This window comes from Pseudomonas sp. zfem002 (assembly GCF_032621685.1).
GTDB classification, from domain to species: domain Bacteria; phylum Pseudomonadota; class Gammaproteobacteria; order Pseudomonadales; family Pseudomonadaceae; genus Aquipseudomonas; species Aquipseudomonas japonica.
Map to the genome: position 1 here is coordinate 218,297 of NZ_JAVYJH010000002.1, position 22,439 is coordinate 240,735.

Sequence of the window (22,439 nt, forward strand, 5' to 3'; positions counted from 1 at the left end):
TGCAAGACTGAACGACGACGGTGCCGCAAGCCTGCTTGCGGCACCGTTTTCATTTGCGCGGCAAACGCGCCGTCCCGCATCACCGAGCGCTGCGCCTGGAGAACCGACAGGCCTGGAAAGTCCCGGTTTCAGGGCCGTCAGGCGACCCCAAACAACGATGGTCAGAACTTGCTGCGCACGGTCAGCACGAAGTTGCGCGGCTCGCCGTAGAAGTTGCCGTTAGCCGACGTCCCGACGGTCTGGTAGTAGCGCTTGTCGAGCAGGTTGTTGGCATTGAGCGTGGCGCTCCAGTTCTGGTCGATGCGGTATTCGACACTGGAATTCCACACCGCATACCCCGCCTGGCTGAACTTGTAGTCGCGCGTGGGCCCGCTGTAGTCCTGGGTCGCTTCGTTGAACGTGGCCACCTGCCCGGCACGGTAGTTCACGCTCTGCGCACTGACCCCCGCCCCGACCTTGAAACGCTCCAGCACGCCAGGCAACTGGTAGGTGCCCCACAGCTTGAACAGGTGCTTCGGCGTGACGCCGCTGTAGATGGCGCGGGTCTCGTCGCTCTTCTGGTCGACGGTGTGATTGTAGGTGTAGCCGGCGAACAGGTTGAAACCCTCGGCCACTTCGCCGCTGATCTCGGCGTCGAAACCTTCGCTGACGACCATGCCCTGGTTGAGGTAGCAGCAGGTGGTGGCACCGTACTCCATGGGGTAGTTCGGGTCCTGGATCGCCGCACCGTCCTGCTCGATGCGATAGATCGCGAAGCTGGTGTCGAGACGGTTATCCAACAGCTGACCCTTGATACCCAGTTCGTAGTTCTTCGAGGTCACCGCAGCCAGCGGCGTGCCCGGCGCCGGCCCTTTGACCTGCTGGAACTGCGGCTTGTAGGTCTCGGCATAGCTGACGTAGGCGGTCCACTGCTGATTCAGGTCGTAGGTCAGGCCAGCGTAGGGCGTGAACTTATCGTGGGTACGGAAGGTGGGAAGGATCGAGTCGGAATTGTACGAGCCGTCTTCGTTCTGGAAGATCTGCGTGTCGTGGTAGTGGTAGCTCGACAGGCGCCCGCCCAGGATCAGTTTCAGCGGATCGGCCAGGGACAGGCGGAGCATGCCGTAGCCGGCGTACTTCTCGGTCACGTTGTCGTCGGTCTTGTTGGCGGTGCTGCCGGTGTCGACGGGCCGGGTGAAGTCGAAGACGTTGAACGGGGCGAAGTTGTCGTTGCCCCAGCGCTGCACGGTGTAGCCCTTGCTGTGGGCATAGTCGCCGCCGAGCAGCACTTCATGGTTGCGGCCGAGCAGGTCGAAGTTGCCTTTCACGTAGGTGTTGATCGCCTTGCGCTCCAGGCCGGTTTTCGCCGGGTAGTGCAGCCAGCGCGCGCCGTCGCCGGTGAGCGGGTCGATGCCGCCGTTGGCGAACAGCGAGTTGGCGTCGCGGTCCATGTCCATCCAGGTCAGGTCGGTGGTCCAGCTCCAGTCATCGTTGAAGGCGTGTTCCAGCTTGAGGTACGCCTGTTTGGTGGTTTCGTCGACGGTGTCCCAGCTGGTGACCAGCGCGGTGTCTCTCGGCAGGCCGATGTCGTCGCCATTGGTGTAGCGCGGCAGGCCGCCGAAGTTGGCCACGCCCTCGCCCGTCTGGTAGCTGCCGCCGACGGTGAGCAGGGTGTCCGGGCTCAGGTCGAACTCCAGCGCGCCGTAGACCAGTTGCTTGTTCATGTTGGCGACATCGTAGAAATAGCGGTTGTCCTGGTAGGCCATGCCGAGGCGCCCGCGGATGTTGCCCTGCTCGGTCAGCGGACCGGTGGCGTCCAGCTCGGTGCGGTAGGTGTCCCAACTGCCGGCGGAGGCGGAGAAGGTCAGTTGCCGCTCGGGCAAGGCGCGCTTGCGCACCAGGTTGATGGTGCCGCCGGGGTTGCCGCTGCCGGAGTACAGGCCGTCGACGCCACGCAGGAACTCGACGTGGTCGAACTGCGCCAGGTCCAGCTGGCTGGTCGAGCCATAGCCGGAAATGGTGGTGTCCAACGGCGCGCCGCCGTCGATCTGGATGTTCGACACGGCGAAGCCACGGGAGAAGAAGTTGCTGTCGTTACCCAGGGATGAGCCGCTGGCGCCATTGCGCTGCAGGGTCACGCCGGTGGTCTTGTCGAGGGCGTCGGTGAGCGTGGTGAGGTGCTGCTCCTCGATGCGCTGGCGCGTGACCACCGACACCGAATGCGGCACTTCGCGCACGGATTTGGCAGTCTTGCTGCCGACGGCAACCTGGTCGGCGTTGTACGACCCGGTGTTCTCGGTAATGCCGCTCAAGCCAACGGCGGTGACCGGCGTTGCGCCCAGCTCCAGGGCATCACCGCTGGGCGCATTGTCGATGGTCAGCACGTTGGCGCTGCTGCGCCGCCATTGCAGGCCGGTGCCGCGCAGGAGGATGTCCAGCGCCTGCTCCAGGCTGTAGCGACCGCGCAGGGCGGCCGGGCTGTGCTGCTCGAAGATCCGCTCGTTGCTGTACAGCAGTTGCTGGCCGGTGGCCAGGGACAGTGCGGCGATGGCTTGCGGCAAGGGCCCGGCGGGGATATCCAGCTGGTACTGGCGAGCGGCGGGCTGCGCCTGCGGCTGCTCCGCGGCCTGCACCAGCTGCGGCGCCAGCAGCCATAGCGCTGAACTGGCGGCAATCGCCCTGACCTGCCCGTTGAAACTGAAACCCTTCATACCGCGTGCTCCCCGTTGCGTCCTGAGCCGTGCAAATGCCATTCATTCGCGTTCTGCAAGACAACGAAGCAGCGTGGGGTTCTCCCCCACTGTTGTCGGAAAAATATTTTTCGCGGGTCAGCGCAGGATGACGACACCCAGGCCGAGACGGGTGACCTTGACGCCGAGGGTATCGTGCAGCGCCTGCAATACCGCATCCGCCGAGGCGGTGGCGAATACCCCGGACACCGGCAGGCGGGCCAGCGCTTCGCCCTGGATGAACACATGGCCACGGTGATAGCGCTCCAGCTCGGCGATCACCTGCTTGAGCGGCGTGCGGTAGAACACCATCTGGCCCTGGCGCCAGGCATGGGTGACCTGGCTGTCGAAACGTGCGGTGGGGCACAGGCCGCTGGCGTCGAGGCAACTCTGCTGGTCGGGCAGCAGCTCGGCGTGCTGGCCGGCACTGTCCAGCTCGACCCGGCCCTCGACCAGGCTGACAGTGCTGCGCTGCTCGTCCAGGCGCACGTTGAAACGGGTGCCGGTGACGGTGACCGTGCCCTGGGGCAGCTCGACCACGAAGGGCCGCGCGGGGTCCTTGCGCACCTCGAACCAGGCCTCGCCGCGCAGCAGGCGCACGTGCCGGCGACCGTCGCTGAAGGACACCGCCAGGGCGCTGTGGGTATTGAGTTCGACCAGGCTGCCATCGGCGAGGGTGACGCTCTGCCGCTGGCCGACGGCGGTGTGGTAGTCGCTGCGCAGATCCTCCAGCGCCCCGCCCTGCCAGAGCAGGCCGGCGCCGAGGGCGAGGACCAGGCAAGCCGCGGCGGCCAGCGGGCGGAACAGACGATGGCGCTGGCGCCGGGCCCGCCAGTGCGCCTGTTCCTCGGCGCGGACCCGCGCCACCGGCTCGGCCAGCCGGTCCCACAGTTGCCCGGCCTGGGCGAAGGCCTCGGCGTGCCGTGGATCGGCCGCCAGCCAGCGTCGATGGGCCTCGCGCAGCGTCTCGTCGGCCCCCGGCTCGCGCAGGCGGACATACCAGAGCGAGGCCTGCTCGTGGATATCGTCGGAAGGGCGAGGTGGCTGGGTCATGGGCGGCCTGGACGGGAGAAGTCGAAGTGCGGACGGCGGGCATTATTTCCGAAAACGCCGGGCTTTGCCTGCTGCAGGTGGCGAATCACGACAATCGCCCCAGACGCTGACGGCAATGCTGCAGGGCCTTGGCCACGTGCTTTTCCACGGTGCTTTCGCTGATCTGCAGGCGCGCGGCGATCTCACGCATGGTCAGGCCCTCGCCACGGTAGAGCAGGAACACTTCGCGGCACTTGTCCGGCAGGTCGCGCACCGCGTCGGCGAGCAGTTCCAGCTCCTCGCGGATGCCGGCGGCTTCGTCGGGGGCAACCCGCGGGCATTCGCGGTCCTCGGGCGGTTCGACATCGCTGAAATGGCGGCCATGGAGCTTGTCCTGGCGCAGCTTGTCCAGCAGCAGGTTGCCGGCGATGCGATAGAGGTAGCCGAGGGGATTGTCCGGCACCTTGTCCGAGTGGCGGGCGGCGCGCAGCCAGGTTTCCTGAACGATGTCCGACGCGGTGGACGACGAGCCGGTGCGGCGCTGGATATAGCGCTTGAGCTCTTCGTAGTGGGTCTCGACCAACCGGGTCAGGGGGTGACGCTCACGTGGGGTCATGGCGCGACGTTCAGGGACCGGAAAGGAGCGGCACATTACTACAAGTGATATAGATTCTCAAATAGGTGAAATTCTCGATTCACTGCCGGGGTCCGGCGACGCTCTTGGTGAAGCTCCCGTTGAACGTCTCGGCGATCCGCTCGCGCAGCCAGCGATGACTCGCCCCCGCCGCATAGCGCGGATGAAAGAACGCCTTCAGGTAGCACACCGGCGTGACGAATGGCGCCTCGAAGTAGGTGAGGCTTTCGCCACGGACGAAGTGCTGCACCGCCCGCCGCGGCAATGTCGCCAGGTAGTCGGTGTGACTGACGATGGCGGGCGCGGCCATCATGCTGGGCAGCTCGACCGCCACGTCGCGGTGCACCGCGTGCACGCTCAGGGCCTGGTCGATGATGCTGGTGGAGTCCTTCCACGGCAGCACCACGACGTGCCGCTCCGCCAGATAGCCCGCCAGGCTCAGGCCGTCGTTCAGCCGCGGGTGACTGGCGCTGGCGAGGACCACGTAGTCGTCGGCATAGCAGTCGATCGCTTCGAGTTCTTCGACCCGCGCCTGCGCGTCGTGGGTAAAGCCCAGGGAGAAATGCACCCGCCCCGCCGCCAGCTCTTCCAGGGCGTCCTGCTGGGTCGAGTACACCACGCGCACGCGGACATGCGGCGCCAGGCCTTCCAGGCGCCGCAGCAACAGCGGCAGGAGAGAGAAAGCGGTGAAATCGGTGACGGCGAGGATGAAGGTCTCGTCGCTGCGCGCCGGCTCGAAATGCCCACGCTGGCTCAGGCGCGTGCCGAGCAGGCTGAGCGCCGCCGAGACATCGTCGGCCATCTGTTCGGCCTGCACGGTGGGTTGCATCGCGCTGCCGTAGCGCACGAAGAGTTCATCCGCCAGGGCCTGGCGCAGGCGCGTCAGCGCATGGCTGCAGGCGGACGGGCTCATGGCCAGTTCGTCGGCGGCGGCGACCACGCTGCGGTGCCGGTAGATGGCGTCGAAGACCAGCAGCAGGTTGAGGTCCAGGTTGCGCAGCGAGGAATGCATGACGTGCAGTACCGACTGAAAAGAATGCAGCGTATACAGCAGAACGCTGCATTACCATGGTGGCGTTTCCCTCTTCACAGGAGCCCCGCCATGCTTTTCCGCCACCCCGACGCGCGGGACGCCGAGCGCTGCCACGCCATCGAAATCGGCGCCTACGAAGGCGACGAAGCGGCCACCGCGGAGAAGATCCGCACCCGTATCGAGCAGTACCCGCAGGGCTTCGTGCTGCTGGAAGTGGACGGGGCGATCGTCGGTTTCATCAACAGCGGCTGCGCCCATGAGGTGGTGATGTCCGACGAAGCCTTCAAGGAACTGGTCGGGCACGACGCCGCAGCGCCCAACGTGGTGATCATGTCGGTGGTGGTCGATCCGGCGTTCCAGGGCAAGGGTTACGCGAAGGCGTTGATGAACGAGTTCATCCGCCAGATGAAAGCCCTGGACAAGGCCACGATCCACCTGATGTGCAAGCAACGGCACGTCGAGCTGTACCGCCGGATGGGCTACGCCTATGTCCGGCCTTCGCCGTCCGATCACGGCGGCATGGCCTGGCATGAAATGCTCATGCGGCTCTGAGGTTTCCCGCGATTCGATGTTTGACCCACAGGACAATGGACTTCTGCCATGAAAGCGAGCGACACCGATTTCTCCCTGGCCACGCAACTGACCCGCCTGGGTCGCGACCACGAGCTGCAGCAGGGCTTCGTCAACATGCCGGTGTTCCGCGGCTCGACCGTGGTGTTCAAGACCCTGGCGGACCTGGAACAGGGCAACGCACGCTTCACCTACGGCACCCTCGGCAGCCCGACCATCGAAGCGCTGGAAAACGCCTGGAGCGAGATTTCCGGGGCCGCCGGCACGGTCATCTCGCCGTCCGGCCTGGGCGCGGTGGCGCTGGCCCTGTTCAGCACCCTGAAGAGTGGCGATCACCTGCTGATGCCCGACTCGGTCTACCGCCCCACCCGCCGGCTGTGCCAGAACCTGGTGGAGAAGTTCGGCGTGGAGATCAGCTACTACGATCCGCTGATCGGCGCCGGCATCACCCGGCTGCTGCGTGACAACACCTCGACGATCTTCCTCGAATCGCCGGGTTCGCAGACCTTCGAAGTGCAGGACGTGCCGGCGATCACCGCCATCGCCAGGCAGCGCGGGATCAAGACCATCCTCGACAACACCTGGGCCACGCCGCTGTTCTTCCGCGCCCACGAGCACGGTTGCGACCTCTCGGTGGAGGCCGGCACCAAGTACCTGGGCGGGCATTCCGACCTGCTGATGGGCCTGGTCAGCGCCAATGCCGAGACCTGGCCGCAGCTGCGCAAGACCTACGACGCCATGGCCATGCTGCCCGGCGCCGAAGACTGCTTCCTGGCCCTGCGCGGCCTGCGCACGATGAACCTGCGCGTGCAGGAAGCGCAGCGCCGCGGGCTGGAGATGGCGCAGTGGATGGCGCAGCAGCCGGAGGTGACGCGCGTGCTGCATCCGGCCTTCCCGGATTGCCCGGGACATGAGATCTGGAAACGCGACTTCAAGGGTTCGACCGGGTTGTTCTCGGTGATCCTCAAGCCTGGCTACAGCAAGCAGCAGCTCGCCCATATGCTGGATAACCTGGGGATCTTCGGCATGGGTTATTCGTGGGGCGGCTTCGAGAGCCTGCTGATTCCGTTCGACTGCCGCGACTACCGCACCGCGACCCGCTGGGCCCCGGAAGGCCAGGCCCTGCGCCTGCAGATCGGCCTGGAGGACATGGAGGATCTCAAGCGCGACCTGCGCAGCGGACTGGATCGCCTGGGGCAGTAGATTCACATCCAGAAACATCCAGCCCTTTGCCATCATTGCCCGGCTCTGCTTGCATGCCCGATTCCGCCCATCTCGTAGGCACCAGCTTGCCTGCGGACCCGTAGGAGCTGGCTTGCCTGCGATGGACCGCACAGCGGTCCCCATAGCGCTGATATCTGGGACCGCTACGCGCTCCATCGCAGGCAAGCCAGCTCCTACAGGTTCGCAGGCAAGTCAGTTCCTACGGGGTGGGCACCGGACCTACACAGGAGTGCAGCGATGAAAACCATGGTGATCGGGGCCAGCAAGGGCCTGGGCAAGGCGTTGATGGAGGGGCTGGGCAACCGCGGCGATACGTTGATCGGCGTGTCCCGCCGCCGCCCGGCGGCACTGACGACGCAAGCCGGGGTCGCCCTGCACTGGCTCGAAGCCGACCTCGGCGACCCGCTCGGCGCCGCCACCCTCCTCGCCCACTGCGCCGGCGAAAGCGGCCTGGACACCCTGATCTACAACCTCGGCATCTGGGAAGACCAGGCCTTCGACGACACCTACGATTTCCTCGCCGACCGCGACCAGCAGTTGCAAGATATCGTCGCCTGCAACGTCACCGCGCCGATCCTGCTGATCAAACACCTGCTGCCGGTGCTGCTGCGCAGCGAGCGTCCGCGCATCATCCTCACCGGCTCCACCTCGGGCCTGCCGCAGAGCGGTCGCCCGGAAGTCACCTTCGGCGCCAGCAAGTTCGCCTTGCGCGGCATGGCCGATGCGCTGCGCGAGGGCTATCGCGACCAGCGCCTGGGCGTGACCTGCCTGAACCTCGGTTACCTGAATACGCAAGACGACCTGAGCCAGCCACGCGATATCGCCGCACAGCACGGCGACGGCGAGCTGATCCCGGTGCATGACGTGGTGCAGGTGGTGCGGATGGCCCTGAGCCTGTCAGCCGCGAGCTTCGTCAAGGACATCACCCTGCCGGCGATCCTCGACCCGCGCTTCTGATTCGGCCATCTCGCGCAACTGACGCTTGATCACCGCCACCGGCGGCGCATAGAGGAAGCCGAACGACACGCTGTTGCGCCGCCCCTTCACCGCGTGGTGCATCAGGTGCGCCTGGTACAGGCGGCGCAGGTAGGGGTGGCGCGGCTTCGGCCGGGTCGGCCAGTGGCGATGGACGATGCCGTCGTGGATCACCACATAGAGAACGCCGAACGCCGCCACGCCCGCGCCGATCCACTGCAACGGATCGTGCCCGGCATTGCCCAGCACGATCAGGGTGATCGCCGCCAGGGCGAGGATCACCAGGTAGACGTCGTTGGTCTCCAGCACACCGAGGTGCGGCTCGTGGTGCGAACGATGGAGAAACCAGCCGGGCCCGTGCATCACGTACTTGTGCGCAAGGAAACCGACACCCTCCATGGCGACCAGGGTGCAGAGGAAGATGGCGAGGTGGCTGAGCATGCGACGTCGGGTACCGGGGAAAAGGTGCGCGTCAGATTAGGGGAAGTGGCGGCGAGAATCCATGACGGGTTTGTCATGTGCGGTTTGGGCTGACGGGCTGTTGAAAGGGTGTAAGCCGTTGTAGGAAATGGGCCGCGGGACTGCTCCCCACGGCATGTTTGCCGATTATTTCGTCGGCTCTTTTTCTTCCTGCAGCGCGATCTGCGCTTCCATGTACTGGCGCAGCAACTGGTTGATGCGGGTCTGGTAACCCGGGCCCTGCTGCTTGAACCACTCCAGCACGTCCGCGTCGAGGCGGATGGTCATGGCTTGTTTGACCGGCAGCCTCAGCCGGGCATTGCGGAAAAAGTCGTCGCCCAATTCAGGGATATCGGAGAAATCGATGTCCTCGTCTTTCATGTTGGCGAGGCGGTCCCAGTCAGTTTTGGAATGTCTTGGCATAGGTTCGGCTTTCCTCTCTGGTGGCTTTGCGCACAGAAATGATGCGAATCACATCACCTTGTCGCTCGGTGTATACGACTACGCCAACGTGCTCCTTGAGCCAGCCGAGGCTGACCGTCCGCTCCTCGCCGTAGTCGTCTCGCGTATCGGGCAGGATCAGCATCGGGTAGCGGAACATGTCCTCGACGCTGGCGAAATCGATACCGTGCTTACGAATATTGGCCTGGTTCTTGTTCTGGTCCCATTCGAAAAAGAACGGGCCCGTGTATTTACAGCTGTACATACACGATAGCCTCCATGCTTGATCTGTTCAGCCCCCGCTCGTCAGTACGAGGGCCGCGTCCTCTCATCCGTGAGGGTCGACTTCGCTCGCGACCCGCGCCGTTGAGCGAGGCGAGCCTGTCATGACGGCAGCCTGGAAATGGCAGGCCAATGAAGTCGGAATGTTTCCCCGGCAAAACCCGCTTGACCTCAACCTAAGTCGAGGTCCGAGACTCCCCGCACGTTCGTCCTACGGAGTTTCGCCATGACCTCTGCTTTCCAGCTGTTCAACCCTGAAGGCCTCTACGATCCCAGCGCCAATGCCTATTCCCATGTCGCCGAGGTGAAGCTCGGGACGCGGCTTCTGTTCATTGCCGGGCAAGGCGGCGAGGACCGCAGCGGTGCGCTGTCGCCGCTGTTCGCCGAGCAGGCGCGGCAGGCCCTGGAGAATGTGCGCACGGCACTGGCATCAAGGGGCGCGGAGATGGGCGATGTGTTCAAGCTGACGCTGCTGATCGTCGATCACTCGGAGGAGAAGCTGGGTCAGTGGGCGGCGGTGGCGGGGCGAGTCTGGGAAGGGAGGATGGCGCCGACCTGCACGCTGATTCCGGTGCCAAGACTGGCGCTGGACGGGATGCAGATCGAGATCGAGGCAGTGGCGGTCGGAATCTGACGTACTGCCGTAGGAGCGTGGCTTGCCCGCGAATGGACCGCGCAGCGGTCCCAGACGGCAGCGCTATCCGGGACCGCTATGCGGTCCTTTCGCGGGCAAGCCGCGCTCCTACGGGTGTTGTGATAGGAGCTGCCTCGGCGTCAGGGCCGCACCACCACCGTACAGGTCGTCCCCGCCGCCAGCAGAAACCCTTCCGGCACTTCGTCGATATGAATCCGCACCGGCACCCGCTGCGCCAGGCGCACCCAGTTGAAGGTCGGGTTCACGTCGGCGATCAGCTCGCGGCTCTCCGGGTTGTCGCGGTCATAGATGCCGCGGGAAATGCTCTCCACATGCCCGCGCAGCACCTCGCCGCTCATCATCTGCAGCTCGGCCTGATCGCCCACCTTCACATGGGGCAGCTTGGTCTCCTCGAAGAAGCCGTAGACCCAGAACGAATCCCGATCCACCACCGCCATCTTCGGCTCGCCGGTGCGCGCATAGTCGCCACGGTGCACATTGAGGTTGGTCACGTAGCCATCCACCGTGGCCAGGATCTCGGTGCGCTTCAGGTCCAGCTGCGCCGCCGCCAGCTGGGCCTGGGCCTGCTGGTAGTCGGCCAGCGCCGAGTTGGCGATGTTGCTGGCGTCGTCGCGGTTCTCCTTAGAGATCACCAGGTTGTCCAGGTCGGCCCGGCGGCTGGCGTTGACCTTGCGCATCTCCCAGGTGGCCTTGCGCGAGGCCACCAGCGCCTCGGCCTGGCGCACCGCGACCTGGTAATGCTCGGGGTCGATGCGCAGCAGCACATCGCCCTTCCTCACCAGCTGGTTGTCCTTCACCGGCACCTCCACCACGTAGCCGGGCACGTCGGCGGCGACGTTGATGATGTCGGCACGCACCCGGCCGTCACGGGTCCACGGCGTGGTCATGTAGTTGATCCACAGTTGCCGGCCGATCACCACGGCGGCAGCCAGCACGAGCAGGGTGGCGATCAGGCTGAAAAACTTCTTCATCGACGGGCTCTCAACGGTAGACGGTCAGCGCCATGGCGCCGAACAGGCAAAGAAACAGGCACAGGCGCAGCAAGGCCGGGTGCCAGAAAAAACGGTAGCCATCGACGCTGGCGATAAAACGGTCCAGCCCCCAGGCAAGGCCCGCCGCGAACAGGAACATCAGGGTCACGGTGGGCATGTACAGGCCATGGAAGGCGATTTCACGAAGCATGCGGCAGTCCTTGCACCGCGCCGTATTCGGCCAGCGGCGATTGTGGGTCGAGCAGCGAAGTGCGGATGAAGTGCAGGTAGCTCTGCACCCGGCGCAAAGCCGAGGTATCGAAGTGACGGGCGAACGGTTCGTCGGTGGCCTGCACGCGGCTGATGGCATGTTCCACCGCCACCAGGGCGCGCTCGTGGTTGCTCGCCGACGGCTGCAGGAACAGCCGCGCCAGCGCCCGGCCCATGACCCGGATCGCCTGGCGCCACGGCTGCGCCTGGGCATAGGACGGATGCACCGGAAGGATCGCCTGCTCCTTGCGCAGCTCGATGACGGCGTGACCGACTTCCAGCACCACGAACATCCAGCGCAACAGGCGGCTCTGCACCCGCGGCTGGCCGACCGCCAGGCCATAGGCCTGGTGCAGCAGGTCACGGGTGCGGCTTTCGAAGCCGGAGCCGAGGCCCCGCAGGCGCCCGCTGATGGCGAACAGCACCTGTTCGCGCAGGTCCTGCTCCAGGCGGCTCCACAGCCAGCGGCTGTTGGGCGGCAGGATGATCGCCCCGGCGGCGGCGCAGACCAGCATGCCGATGATCATGCCGATGTAGTCGTTGATGAAGGTGTAGGGGTTGTACAGCGTCAGGTTGTTCGGCACCGAGCCGATGGCGAAGAACACCAGCAGGCCGATACCGTAACCGGCGTAGGCCGGGCGCGAGGCGAGGAAGGCACCAATGGCCAGCACCGGCGCGAGCACCAGGCACAACAGCGTGAAGCCGTCGATCCAGGGGAACACGAAGAAGGTCTCGAAGAAGCCGACCAAGGCGCCGAACAAGGTGCCGCAGGCCATCTGGAAGGACAGCCGCTTGGGGTTCGGCGAGGCCGCCGAGAGGCCCACGGTGACCGTGGCGATCAGGGTCATCATGCCGCCGCTGGGCCAGTCGCTGAGCAGCCAGAAACTGCCGAGCAACAGCAGCACCGCCGCCGCGCGCACCCCGGCGGCGGCCGAGACCAGCCAGCTGGTCTGCGCCACGTAGGGCTCGTCCCACTGCTCGCGCGCGTGGTTGTGCGCGGCCAGCGAGGCGTGGGTCTCGGCGTAGCTGTGCATGTCGTCGACGAAGCGGTAGAGCAGTTCGTAGGCGGTATGGAAATCCAGCAGGTCGGACTCGCTCGGCGCGGTTTCCTCGTAGGCCGCGCGCAGGGCGCGGACCTGTGCCGGCAGACCGTCCTTGTAGGCCGCCAACTGCAGGGCCAGGTGCACTGCATCGGCATCGGTCAGGGCACGGCCGACATAGGGATCGAGCAGTTCGGCGAGGGTCTTCAGGCCCGGCTCGATGGCCCCGACGATCTGCAGCGGGCCACGCAGGCGCAGGCGCTCGAGCAACTGGTGCAAGGCGTTGTAGCGCGTGGTGATGGCCATGAACTCGCTGTTCATGCGCACCAGGCGGCCGCTGCGCCGGCGCATGTGCGGGTCTTCGAAGGCGGTGACGCTGCGCAGGCTCTCCAGGCCCACCGCCTCGGCGATGAAGCGCACGTTGCTGGTCTCCAGGCGATCGCGCTGGCTGTCGCCGCGCAGGCCTTCCACCACCACCCCGGCGAACACGCCGAAGCGCTGGTACAGGGCGTTGCGCATGGCGGCGCTGGCCGATTGCGGCAGGATCGCGGCGCTGACCATGGTCGAGACGAAGATCCCCAGGCCGATCTCCAGCACCCGCCAGACCGCGGCCATGAAGGCCTGCTGCGGCTGGTCGAGAATCGGCAGGCCGATCATCGCCGCGGTGTAGCCGGCGAGGACGAAGCCATAGGCGCGGAAGGTGCGGTAGCGCATCGCCCCCGCCGAACACAGGCCGACCCACAGCGCCAGGCTGGGCAGGAACAGCTCGGTGTTCTGCGGGAAGATGGCGATCAGCGCGACCATCATCGCCGAGCCGGCCAGGGTGCCGAGCACGCGGTAGAAGCTCTTGGCGAACACATGCCCGCTCTGCGGCTGCATGACGATGAACACGGTGATCATCGCCGTGCGCGGCTGCGGCAGCTCCAGGCGCATGGCCAGCCACAGGGTGACGAAGGCGGCGGTCAGCACCTTGAAGATGTACACCCAGGTCACGCCGTCGGTACGCGCCCATTCGAGAAAGCCGCGGCGCCACTCCAGGGAGGCGAGCCAGCGCAGCGGCAAGGTCAGTGCGTTCATGGCTGCTGGCCGGGGGTGTCGAAGATCGCCAGGGTGCGCGGCGTCGGCGGCGGCGCCTGGCGCTCGGCGTCAGGCACGTCGGCGCCCGCGCCAAGGCCGCCGCCCAGCGCCGTGACCAGCCCGGCATGGGCGCTCAGGCGCGCGGCCTGGACCTGCTGCTCGATCATCTGCTGCTTGAACAGCAGGGTCTGCGCGTTGAGCACGTTGAGGTAGTCGGTGAGGCCGCGCTGGAAGGCGACCAGGGCGATGTCGTAGGTCTTGCGCGCCGAGGCCACGGACTCGGCGGCGAAGTGCGCCTGTTCCTTCATCGACTCGCGACGGATCAACTGGTCGGAGATGCCCTTGAGCGCCTCGACCACGGTCTGGTTGTAGCGCGCCACGGCGATGTCGTAGCCGGCCGAGGCGACGCCGAGCTGCGAGCGCAGGCGGCCGCCGTCGAAGATCGGCAGGCTGATGGCCGGACCGACGTTGTAGTTGAACTTGCGCCCCGTGAGGAACTCCAGCGGCCCGCCGCCGGTGGCCATGAAACCGAGGCCGCCGACCAGGTCGACATTGGGGAAGAACCCAGCATGGGCGACCTCGATGCCGCGGGCCTGGGCCGCCACCCGCCAGCGACTGGCGACCACGTCCGGACGCTGGCCGACCAGCTCCGCGGGCAAGGCCGACGGCAGTTTCAGCGGTGCCGCGAGGGACAATTGCGGACGCTGCAACTGCGCGCCCTCCCCCGGGCCCTTGCCGGCCAATGCGGCGAGCTGGTTGCGCGCCAGGGCGATTTCCTCGTTGAGGGCATCGAGCTGGCGATGGGTTTCCGGCAACGGGGTCTGTGCCTGGCTGACTTCGAAATGGGTGCCGATACCGCCGGCCAGACGCCGCTCGGCGAGGGCGAGGATCTGTTCCTGCTGGGCCAGTTCGGCCTTGACCACGTCGCGCTGGGCGAAGTGCAGGGACAGCTGGATGTACACGCGAACCACGTTGTTCTGCAGTTCGAGCTGGGCCTGGCGGGCCTCGGCCACGCTCAGGTGGGCGAGGTCCACGGCCTGCTCGCTGGCGTTCTGCTCGCGGCCCCAGAGGTCGAGGGCGTAGCGAAAACCAAGGGCGGCGTTGTTGTCCCAGGTGTTGGCGCCGGACAGCGCGCCGGGCCCGTAGAACTGGTCTTCCGGCCAGTTGTGGCGCTTGAGGGTGGCGTCGCCATTGACCTGGAGTTTCTCCGCCGACTCGACCACCCCGGCCATGGCCCGCGCTTCGCGAACCCGCGCCGCGGCCATGGCCAGGCTCGGGCTGCCACTCACGGCCAGGCTCATCCAGCGATCCAGCTGGGCATCGCCATAGGCGCGCCACCACTGCTGCTCGGGCCAGTGGGCATCGCGGGCGGCGGCGGCGATGGCCGCGTCGGGGGTCAGGGTATTGGCTTGCAGCGTCTTGCTTTGCGGGGCGATGCCCCAGGTTCCGATACAGCCGCTCAAGGTCAAGCTAAAGGCACAGGCACTGAGCGCATTCAGCGCTCTGATGATGCGACGCGGCACAGCTGCGAATTCCCGACGTAGGTGGATGAAGCCAAGAGAGCGCAATTCTATGAGGGCACCGCGATGGCGATAAGCGTGCTTTCCTGCGAATCTTTGTTACCAAAACGGCGATAATCCGGCTTTAGTCGGAAGACCGGCTTAGTAACTTCATGTCACAATTCCGTCGTCTTCTTTGAGAGCGCCCCATGGACACCCTGCAAAACATGCGTGCTTTCAGCTGCGTCGCGCAGGTCGGCAGTTTCACCGCCGCCGCCGTGCAGCTGGATACGACCACCGCGAACGTCTCGCGGGCGGTTTCCAACCTGGAAGCACACCTGCAAACCCGCCTGCTCAACCGCACCACCCGGCGCATCGCGCTGACCGAGGCGGGCAAGCGCTACCTGATGCGCTGCGAGCAGATCCTCACCTATGTCGAGGAAGCCGAGGCCGAGGCCAGCGACGCCCACGCGCGTCCCGCCGGGCAACTGAAAGTGCACTCGATGACCGGGGTCGGCCAGCACTTCGTCATCGACGCCATCGCCCGCTATCGCCAGACCCATCCGGACGTCACCTTCGACCTGACCATGGCCAACCGCGTGCCGGACCTGCTGGACGAGGGCTACGACGTGTCCATCGTGCTCGCCAGCGAACTGCCGGACTCCGGTTTCGTTTCGCAGCGCCTGGGCATCACCTACAGCATCGTCTGCGCCTCGCCGGAGTACGTGGCCATGCACGGCGGCGCGCACAAGCCGTCGGACCTGCTCAAGCACGCCTGCCTGCGCATGGTCAGCCCGGTGATCCCGCTGGAGAAATGGCTGTTCGACGGCCCGGAAGGCCAGGAAGTGGTGAACATCACCCAGGCGCCGTTCCAGGTGAACTCGGCCGATGCGATGAAGGCGGCGATCCGCAGTGGCATGGGGGTCGGCGTGCTGCCGATCTACTCGGCCATCGACGGCCTGCGCGACGGCACCCTGGTGCGGATCATGCCGGAGTACCGCCTGCAGGAGCTGAACCTGTACGCGATCTACCCGTCGCGGCAGTACCTGGATGCGAAGATCAAGACCTGGGTCGAGTACCTGCGCAACTCGCTGCCGGAGATTCTTGCGGCCCATGAGGCCGACCTGAAGACCCACGAGCTGCGTGTGGCCAACTGAAATCTCCGCACACAGCGGCGGCGGGGAATGGTAGCGTGCTACCCATTTCCCGACGCCCGCTGAGATTTCGCTGATGAAAAAGACGGTACTCGCTTTCAGCCGCATCACCCCGACCATGGCCGAGCGCCTGCGGCAGGACTTCAACGTCATCGTTCCCGACCCGAAGCACGGCGATATCGCCGCCCAGTTCAACGAAGCGCTGCCCGAGGCCCACGGCCTGATCGGCGCCGGGCGCAAGCTGGGCCAGGCGCAGCTGGAAGGCGCGCTGAAGCTGGAAGTGGTGTCCAGCGTCTCGGTGGGTTACGACAACTATGACGTCGCCTACCTGAGCGAACGCGGCATCGCCCTGACCAACACCCCCGACGTGCTCACCGAAAGCACCGCCGACCTCGGCTTCAGCCTGATCATGAGCAGTGCCCGGCGGGTCGCCGAGCTGGATGCCTGGACCAAGGCCGGCAACTGGAAGGCCACCGTGGCGCCGTCGCAGTTCGGCTCGGACGTGCATGGCAAGACCCTCGGCATCGTCGGTGCCGGCAATATCGGCGCGGCCATCGCGCGGCGTGGTCGTCTCGGTTTCGGCATGCCGGTGCTGTACAGCGGCAACAGCCGCAAGCCGGCGCTGGAACAGGAGCTGGGGGCGCGTTTCGTCAGCCTGGAGACGCTGCTGGCCGAGGCCGATTTCGTCTGCCTGGTGGTGCCGTTGAGTGCGCAGACCCGCCACCTGATCGGCGCCGAGCAGCTCAGGCAGATGAAGCGCAGTGCCTTCCTGATCAACGTTTCCCGCGGGCCGGTGGTGGACGAGGCGGCGCTGGTCGAGGCGTTGCAGAACGGCACCATTCGCGGGGCCGGGCTGGATGTGTACGAGAAGGAGCCGCTGAGCGAGTCGCCACTGTTCGCGCTGAGCAATGCCGTGACCCTGCCCCATGTCGGCTCGGCGACCGCCGAGACCCGCGAGGCCATGGCCAACCGCGCCATCGACAACCTGCGCGCGGCCCTGCTGGGTGAGCGGCCGCGGGACCTGGTGAATCCGCAGGTCTGGAAGTAGGCCTTGAGGGCCTCATCGCGGGCAACGCCCGCTCCCACAACCGCAAACCTTGTGGGAGCGGGCGTTGCCCGCGATGAGGCCCTTGAGACCACCGAAAAAACCTCTACCTCAACACCGCTTCACCAGCCAGCACCTTGCCCTTCGGCTTCCTGAACACCAGCACGTTCCCCGCCATCACCAGCACCAGCCCCACCAGCGCCGGCGCCGTCCACTCATACCCCTCCACCACCGCCGATACGTTCAGCGCCACCAGCGGAAACAGCACGGTGCAATACGCCGCCCGCTCCGGCCCCATGCGCCCGACCAGGGTCAGGTAGGCAGTAAAGGCGATCACCGACCCGGGAATCGCCAGGTACAGCAGCGAGCCGATGTACTGCGTGCTCCAGTCCATGCCGAACGGCACCCCGCTGACCAGGCAGTACAGGGCCAGCATCGTCGCGCCATAGAGCATGCCCCAGGCATTGGTGGTCAGCGGTCGCAGCCCGGCTTTCTGCTGCACGCTGGACAACATGTTGCCCGCGGAGAAGCACAGGGTGCCGGCCAGCCCCAGGCCAAGCCCCAGCAGGGTCTCGTGGCTGGCGCCATGCCCGGACAGCTCCGGCCAGAACAGCAGGCCCAGCCCGCCCAGCCCCAGCGCCCCACCGAGCAGCACGTTGGCGGCGATCTTCTGGCCGAAGAACAACCGCGCATTCAGGGCGTTCCACAGCGTCGCGGTGGAGAACACCACGGCGATCAGGCCGGTGGTCACCCACTGGCTGGCGCTGAGGAAGCAGATGAAGTTGACACAGAACAGGCACAACCCCTGCGCCACGCAGACCAGGTGCCCGCGCCGGTTCATCGGCTGCAGCTTGCGACTGAGCAGGAGAAAGACGAACAGCACCAGCGCGGCCAGGGCGAAGCGGTAGACGATGGACACGGGAATGGCGACCACGCCCAGTTGCAGTTTCAGGGCGATCCAGGTGGTCCCCCAGATCAGCACGGTCAGCAGATAGAGCGACAGGTTCATGGCAAAGGCTCCTACGGTTGCCTTCAGTCTCCTGCGCAAAGCGGGTCGGACGCTTGCACAAACTTGCGCTTTTATCGGGTGACTGGCTGTCAGACCAATTCCTACGGCGTAGGATGGCGTCGGAGGTAGCCATCATGACCGCGCTCGAACAGCTGCAGGTATTCAAGTCCATGCATGCTTCGCCCCATGCCCGCCTGGAAACCAGTGCGCTGCTGGGCGAGGGCATGGCCGTGGCGTTGTGGCACAACCGGCATGACGCGCGGGACTACGAAGCGCCCAGCCATCACACCCTGTCCTGCTACATCGCCGAGGGCACCGGCACCTTCCGTCGCGGTCGCCCCGGGCACAAGGGCGCGCCGGACAAGCTGTGCGTCATGCCCGCGGGCTGCGTCTCGCACTGGATCGTCAACGGCAGCATTCGCCTGGCCCACCTGTACATCAGCGAAGAGCAGTTCGCCCTCGGCTGCGTCACCCTGCTGGACCGCGAGCCCAGGCAGTTGCAACTGCGCGAGGCGGACTTTCTCGAAGATCCGCAGCAGGCGTCACGCTTTCGCCAACTGATCGCGCTGAACTGGAACGAGCCCGGCGAGCGTTTGCTGACCAGCAGCCTGGCCCATGAAATCCTCGGCCACGCGATCCTCAGCCAGGTCGGGCTGCGCGAGGGACTGAAGCTCAAGGGCGGGCTGGCGCCGCACCAGCGCCGGCAATTGGCGGACTACATCGAGACGCACCTGGAGCAGTCGATCGGGCTGAGCGAGCTGGCCGGCTTGTGCAGCCTGTCGGAATACCATTTCGCGCGGATGTTCCGCGAAAGCTTCGGCTTGCCGCCGCATCAGTACCTGCTGGCGCGGCGCCTGGCCAAGGCCCGGCAGTTGCTGGCGGGCGGGGAGCTGCCGCTGGGCGAGGTGGCGCTGGCGTGCGGGTTTGCCAGTGCCAGTCATTTCAGCAACCGCTTTCGGCAGGCGCTGGGGGCGACGCCAGGGGCGTATCGAGCGGCATTGCGCGTGACCCCGTAGGAGCGTGGCTTGCCCGCGACAGGTTGCAAGGCAGGCTCACTCCTGACACACCCGGAACCACTCCCCCATCACCCACCGCTCTCTCCACCACTACCTTGAAATCTCGACTTTCAAGGAAGAACCCCAATGTCTGATCGCCTGCGTCGTGGCCGGTTTTCCGAAACCGGCCGACTTTACTTGCTCACCAGTGTTGTCCGGGACCGAGAACCTCTTTTCCATGATTTGAAACTGGCTCGACTGATCGTTGGCCAGTTTCGTCTTGCTCAAGAAGAGGGTCACGCCAGTTCGCTGGCTTGGGTGGTCATGCCGGACCATATCCATTGGCTGGTGGATCTGCATGAGGGGACCCTGGGGGCGTTGATGCGTCGCTTCAAATCTCGTAGCGCACTCGGGATCAATCGGGCGCTTCAGCGTAAGGGACAGTGTTGGCAGGAAGGGTTTCACGACCACGCATTGCGCCGGGAGGAAGATGTCCGGGAAGTGGCGCGGTACATCATTGCCAATCCAGTGCGCGCAGGGCTAGTTGCCCGGGCGAGAGATTATTCGCATTGGGACGCGGTGTGGTTGTAGGAGCGCGGCTTGCCCGCGAAACGGGCGCGCAGCGGCCGCAAGATTGCTACCGCCGACATCGCTTCAGATCGGGAACCGGGACCGCTTTGCGGTCCTTCGCAGGCAAGCCAGCTCCTACGACAATCGGCCGCTTCACCCCGCCACCGTAGGAGCGCGGCTTGCCCGCGAAACGGGCGCGCAGCGGCCGCAAGATTGCTACCGCCGGCATGGCTTCAGATCGGGAACCGGGGCCGCTTTGCGCTCCTTCGCAGTGGTTCGTCACACGACAAGCCAGCGCCTACAGCCCGCCTCAGAACTCCAACGTACTCGACAGACTCACCTGCCGCGCATCCCCCATCGCCACGAAATAGCGGTTCACCGCCGAGGTGTAGTAGGTCTTGTCGAACAGGTTCTTCACGTTCAACTGAAAGCGCACCTTGTGCTCGTCCAGCTTCGTTTCATAACTGGCGAAGGCATCCGCCACGGTGTACGACGGCAGGTCGAAATCGTTGACCGGGTTGCCCGCCCGCTCACCCACATAGCGCGCCCCCGCCCCTACCCGCAGGCGGTCGCCACCAAACACCGCACCGACGTCATACACCGCCGACAACGAGCCACTGTGCTTCGCCACGTTCTGCAGGCGATTGCCCTGGTAGTCCGGGTCCTTGCTCACCTGCGCATCGGTGTAGGCATAACTGCCCATCAGGCTCCAGCGCTCGCTCAACGGCCCGCTCACGTCCACTTCCAGCCCCCGGGACTTCACCTCCCCCGCCGCGCTGTAGACGGTGTCGCCAGTCGCGGTATCGAAGTTGGACACCAGCACGTTGCGCTTGGTGATGTCGAACAGCGCCACGCTGGCGCTGAGGGATTCCGGCAGGTCCAGCTTGGCGCCGATCTCCCAGGACTTTCCCTCCTCCGGCGCGATCGCCGAGTCGAGCACCAGGCCACCGGTCAGCGGCGCGATGCTGGAGTTGGGCTTGAACGATTCGCTGTAGCTGCCGTACAGCGACAGCGTGTCGTCGACCTTGTATACCACCCCGGCATGCGGCACCCAGGCCTGGTCGTTGTTATCGGTGTTGGCCGTGAACGGACGGCCGCGCCCGGCGTACTGGTCGTAGGTCTGCCAGCGCGCGCCGGCCACCAGGATCCAGTGTTCGTCCAGGTGCAGCGAGTCCTGGAAGAACAGCGCGTCATTGCGCAGCTTGTCGGTCTGCGCGCTGTCGCTGGCACGCACGGTGCTGCCCTCGACTTCGCGGCCATACACCGGGTTGAGGTAGCTGAAGGTGCTGCGCGAAGCCTGGCGGATCAGGTCGGAGCGGTAGATCTTGCGGTACTCGCTGTCGACGCCGAACAGCAGGTCGTTGCGCAGCCCGGCGATCTGCACCTGGCCATCGAAGCTCAGGGTGGCGAAGCGGTCGCTGCTGAACGAGCCGTGGGTGCCGTCGATGCTGCGCGTCAGGGTGCCGCGGGTGGCGTTGACCCCGGTCACCCGCACCTGGCTGGCGTCGTAGGTCTCGCGGTTCCAGCTGTAGCCGAAGTGGGCCTTCCAGTCGTCGTTGAACTGGTGGTCGATCTCCAGGCGATACAGGTCCGAGCGCCCTTCCATGTCGTTGAACGGCTCGTCCAGGCGGCGTTCGGCGGGAACGTGCAACGGCCGGTTGGTGTTCGGGTCGATGGCGGTGCCGCGGTCGAACGGGTAGACGAACTCGCGGTGCTCGTAGGCCAGTTGCACCTGGGTGTTCTCGCCATACCAGGCCAGCGACGGCGCCACCAGCGATTCGCGGTGCACGCCGTAGTTGCGCCAGTAGTCCTCGTCCTCGTGGTCCAGCACCAGGCGATAGGCCAGGCCGCTGTCGCCCAGCGCGCCGGTGCTGTCGAGGCCGCCGCCGCTGCCGTTCTTGCCCGCGCCATAGGTCGAGCCGCGCAGGTTGAGGGCGTTGTAGCCCTGCAGTTGCGGGCGCTTGCTGAGCACGTTGATCACCCCGCCCGGGTCCTGGATGCCGTACAGCAGCGAGGCCGGGCCCTTGAGCACCTCAACCCGCTCGGTGGTGGCGTTGAGGCTGCGGCCCTGCACGATGGGCATGCCGTCGCGCATGATCGAGCCGTCGCGGTTGTCGCCGAAGCCACGCTTCATCACGGTGTCGGAGGTGCCGCCGAAGTTGTTGCCCTGGGTGATGCCGCTGACGTTGTACAGGGCATCGTCGAGGTTGCGCGGGGCCTGGTCCTTGAGCACCTGCTCGGGCACCACGTTGATCGCCTGGGGGATGTCCATGGTCGATGCCGAGCCACGCATGATCGAGGTGCTCTGCGGCTGGCGATAGCTGCCGACGCCGTTCGCCTGCGCGGTGACGCTGGTGGCGTCGAGGCTCAGGGCACCGGCATCGCCGGCCAGCGGTTCGAGGGTCAGGGTGCGGGCGTTGAGGCGACGATAGCCGAAGCCGGAATCCTGCAGCAGACGTTGCAGGGCCTGCTCGGCGCTGAGCCGGCCGCTGAGCGCCGGTGCCTGCCGGCTCGGCAGGTCGACGGTGTAGACCACGCTGAGGCCGGTGATCCGGCTGAAATCGCTCAGCGCCTGGGGCAGCGGCTTGGCCGCGAGGTCGAAGGCATAGACCTGCTCGACCTGCTCCGCGGCATACGCCGGCACCACCCCGACGGCCATCAGGCCCGCTGCCATACCGATTGAAAGACTGTGAACCACCGCCGACCTTGCACGCATGCCGATGAACCTGTGAGAGAGTTGTATCAATGCGAATAAATCGCACTTCCACTCACTACACGGATGCCGCCGCGAAGTAC

At 65.9% G+C, this 22,439-nt stretch carries 21 protein-coding genes; 8 read left to right on the plus strand and 13 right to left on the minus strand.

All coding sequences use genetic code 11. From position 1 onward, the window contains the following. Positions 1 to 161 precede the first annotated feature (161 nt). The 4 genes from RTI28_RS04320 to RTI28_RS04335 all read right to left on the minus strand — a co-directional run bounded on the left by RTI28_RS04320 (position 162) and on the right by RTI28_RS04335 (position 5,386). Positions 162 to 2,690: a TonB-dependent siderophore receptor gene (locus RTI28_RS04320; protein WP_316919283.1), complete on the minus strand. Its 2,529-nt coding sequence runs from the start codon at positions 2,688 to 2,690 to the stop codon at positions 162 to 164. A gap of 117 nt (positions 2,691 to 2,807) precedes the next feature. Then, positions 2,808 to 3,761 carry a FecR family protein gene (locus tag RTI28_RS04325; protein WP_316919284.1) on the minus strand — a complete coding sequence of 318 codons (954 nt, stop codon included), beginning with the start codon at positions 3,759 to 3,761 and terminating at the stop codon, positions 2,808 to 2,810. An 85-nt stretch (positions 3,762 to 3,846) separates the two neighbouring features. Further along, complete coding sequence (locus RTI28_RS04330; protein ID WP_316919285.1) at positions 3,847 to 4,356, minus strand: RNA polymerase sigma factor; 510 nt, start codon at positions 4,354 to 4,356, stop codon at positions 3,847 to 3,849. A gap of 79 nt (positions 4,357 to 4,435) precedes the next feature. Continuing rightward, on the minus strand, positions 4,436 to 5,386 hold the full coding sequence (locus RTI28_RS04335) for a LysR family transcriptional regulator (RefSeq protein WP_316919286.1): 951 nt from the start codon (positions 5,384 to 5,386) through the stop codon (positions 4,436 to 4,438). 90 nt (positions 5,387 to 5,476) lie between these two features. Between RTI28_RS04335 and RTI28_RS04340 the strand changes: the two genes are divergently transcribed. The 3 genes from RTI28_RS04340 (at position 5,477) to RTI28_RS04350 (ending at position 8,158) form a co-directional block, all read left to right on the plus strand. Then, on the plus strand, positions 5,477 to 5,959 hold the full coding sequence (locus RTI28_RS04340; protein WP_316919287.1) for a GNAT family N-acetyltransferase: 483 nt from the start codon (positions 5,477 to 5,479) through the stop codon (positions 5,957 to 5,959). Positions 5,960 to 6,007: 48 nt separating this feature from the next. Continuing rightward, on the plus strand, positions 6,008 to 7,180 hold the full coding sequence (gene metC, locus RTI28_RS04345) for a cystathionine beta-lyase (RefSeq protein WP_316919288.1): 1,173 nt from the start codon (positions 6,008 to 6,010) through the stop codon (positions 7,178 to 7,180). Positions 7,181 to 7,438: 258 nt separating this feature from the next. Further along, complete coding sequence (locus RTI28_RS04350) at positions 7,439 to 8,158, plus strand: SDR family oxidoreductase (RefSeq protein ID WP_316919289.1); 720 nt, start codon at positions 7,439 to 7,441, stop codon at positions 8,156 to 8,158. On the opposite strand, the gene RTI28_RS04355 is transcribed toward RTI28_RS04350, so the two are convergent. From RTI28_RS04355 to RTI28_RS04365, 3 genes are all read right to left on the minus strand, one after another. Beyond that, positions 8,099 to 8,617: a sterol desaturase family protein gene (locus RTI28_RS04355; protein ID WP_316919290.1), complete on the minus strand. Its 519-nt coding sequence runs from the start codon at positions 8,615 to 8,617 to the stop codon at positions 8,099 to 8,101. The two genes, RTI28_RS04350 and RTI28_RS04355, sit on opposite strands and share 60 nt — an antisense overlap. A gap of 165 nt (positions 8,618 to 8,782) precedes the next feature. Continuing rightward, positions 8,783 to 9,058, minus strand: a complete 276-nt coding sequence (locus tag RTI28_RS04360; RefSeq protein ID WP_316919291.1) for a BrnA antitoxin family protein — start codon at positions 9,056 to 9,058, stop codon at positions 8,783 to 8,785. Further along, positions 9,036 to 9,341 carry a BrnT family toxin gene (locus RTI28_RS04365; RefSeq protein ID WP_316919292.1) on the minus strand — a complete coding sequence of 102 codons (306 nt, stop codon included), beginning with the start codon at positions 9,339 to 9,341 and terminating at the stop codon, positions 9,036 to 9,038. The genes RTI28_RS04360 and RTI28_RS04365 overlap by 23 nt, the downstream gene beginning before the upstream one ends. A 243-nt stretch (positions 9,342 to 9,584) precedes the next feature. On the opposite strand from RTI28_RS04365, the gene RTI28_RS04370 reads away from it, so the two are divergent. After that, entirely contained in the window at positions 9,585 to 9,992 is a 408-nt protein-coding gene (locus tag RTI28_RS04370; protein ID WP_316919293.1) for a RidA family protein, read from the plus strand. A 140-nt stretch (positions 9,993 to 10,132) separates the two neighbouring features. Here RTI28_RS04370 and RTI28_RS04375 read toward each other — a convergent pair whose 3' ends face one another. The 4 genes from RTI28_RS04375 to RTI28_RS04390 are packed head-to-tail and all read right to left on the minus strand — an operon-like array spanning position 10,133 to position 14,894. Next, positions 10,133 to 10,984, minus strand: a complete 852-nt coding sequence (locus RTI28_RS04375) for an HlyD family secretion protein (protein WP_316919294.1) — start codon at positions 10,982 to 10,984, stop codon at positions 10,133 to 10,135. 10 nt (positions 10,985 to 10,994) lie between these two features. Beyond that, positions 10,995 to 11,195, minus strand: coding sequence for a DUF1656 domain-containing protein (locus RTI28_RS04380; RefSeq protein ID WP_064302741.1), 201 nt, complete (start codon positions 11,193 to 11,195; stop codon positions 10,995 to 10,997). Further along, complete coding sequence (locus tag RTI28_RS04385) at positions 11,185 to 13,371, minus strand: FUSC family protein (RefSeq protein WP_316919295.1); 2,187 nt, start codon at positions 13,369 to 13,371, stop codon at positions 11,185 to 11,187. Before RTI28_RS04385 ends, RTI28_RS04380 begins: the two co-directional genes overlap by 11 nt. Further along, positions 13,368 to 14,894, minus strand: coding sequence for an efflux transporter outer membrane subunit (locus tag RTI28_RS04390; protein WP_316919296.1), 1,527 nt, complete (start codon positions 14,892 to 14,894; stop codon positions 13,368 to 13,370). The genes RTI28_RS04385 and RTI28_RS04390 overlap by 4 nt, the downstream gene beginning before the upstream one ends. Positions 14,895 to 15,079: 185 nt before the next feature. On the opposite strand from RTI28_RS04390, the gene RTI28_RS04395 reads away from it, so the two are divergent. Both RTI28_RS04395 and RTI28_RS04400 read left to right on the plus strand, forming a co-directional pair. Continuing rightward, entirely contained in the window at positions 15,080 to 16,027 is a 948-nt protein-coding gene (locus tag RTI28_RS04395) for a LysR family transcriptional regulator (RefSeq protein ID WP_316919297.1), read from the plus strand. Positions 16,028 to 16,100: 73 nt separating this feature from the next. Next, positions 16,101 to 17,072 carry a D-glycerate dehydrogenase gene (locus RTI28_RS04400; RefSeq protein WP_316919298.1) on the plus strand — a complete coding sequence of 324 codons (972 nt, stop codon included), beginning with the start codon at positions 16,101 to 16,103 and terminating at the stop codon, positions 17,070 to 17,072. Positions 17,073 to 17,175: 103 nt separating this feature from the next. On the opposite strand, the gene RTI28_RS04405 is transcribed toward RTI28_RS04400, so the two are convergent. Beyond that, entirely contained in the window at positions 17,176 to 18,078 is a 903-nt protein-coding gene (locus RTI28_RS04405; protein ID WP_316919299.1) for a DMT family transporter, read from the minus strand. A gap of 134 nt (positions 18,079 to 18,212) precedes the next feature. Here RTI28_RS04405 and RTI28_RS04410 point away from each other — a divergent pair, with 134 nt between their 5' ends. Beyond that, on the plus strand, positions 18,213 to 19,094 hold the full coding sequence (locus tag RTI28_RS04410; protein WP_316919300.1) for an AraC family transcriptional regulator: 882 nt from the start codon (positions 18,213 to 18,215) through the stop codon (positions 19,092 to 19,094). A 126-nt stretch (positions 19,095 to 19,220) separates the two neighbouring features. Next, positions 19,221 to 19,664 carry an REP-associated tyrosine transposase gene (locus RTI28_RS04415; RefSeq protein WP_316919301.1) on the plus strand — a complete coding sequence of 148 codons (444 nt, stop codon included), beginning with the start codon at positions 19,221 to 19,223 and terminating at the stop codon, positions 19,662 to 19,664. A gap of 289 nt (positions 19,665 to 19,953) precedes the next feature. Here RTI28_RS04415 and RTI28_RS04420 read toward each other — a convergent pair whose 3' ends face one another. Next, a complete protein-coding gene (locus tag RTI28_RS04420; RefSeq protein ID WP_410478947.1) occupies positions 19,954 to 22,359 on the minus strand; it encodes a TonB-dependent siderophore receptor in 2,406 nt (801 codons plus the stop codon). Positions 22,360 to 22,439 lie beyond the last annotated feature (80 nt).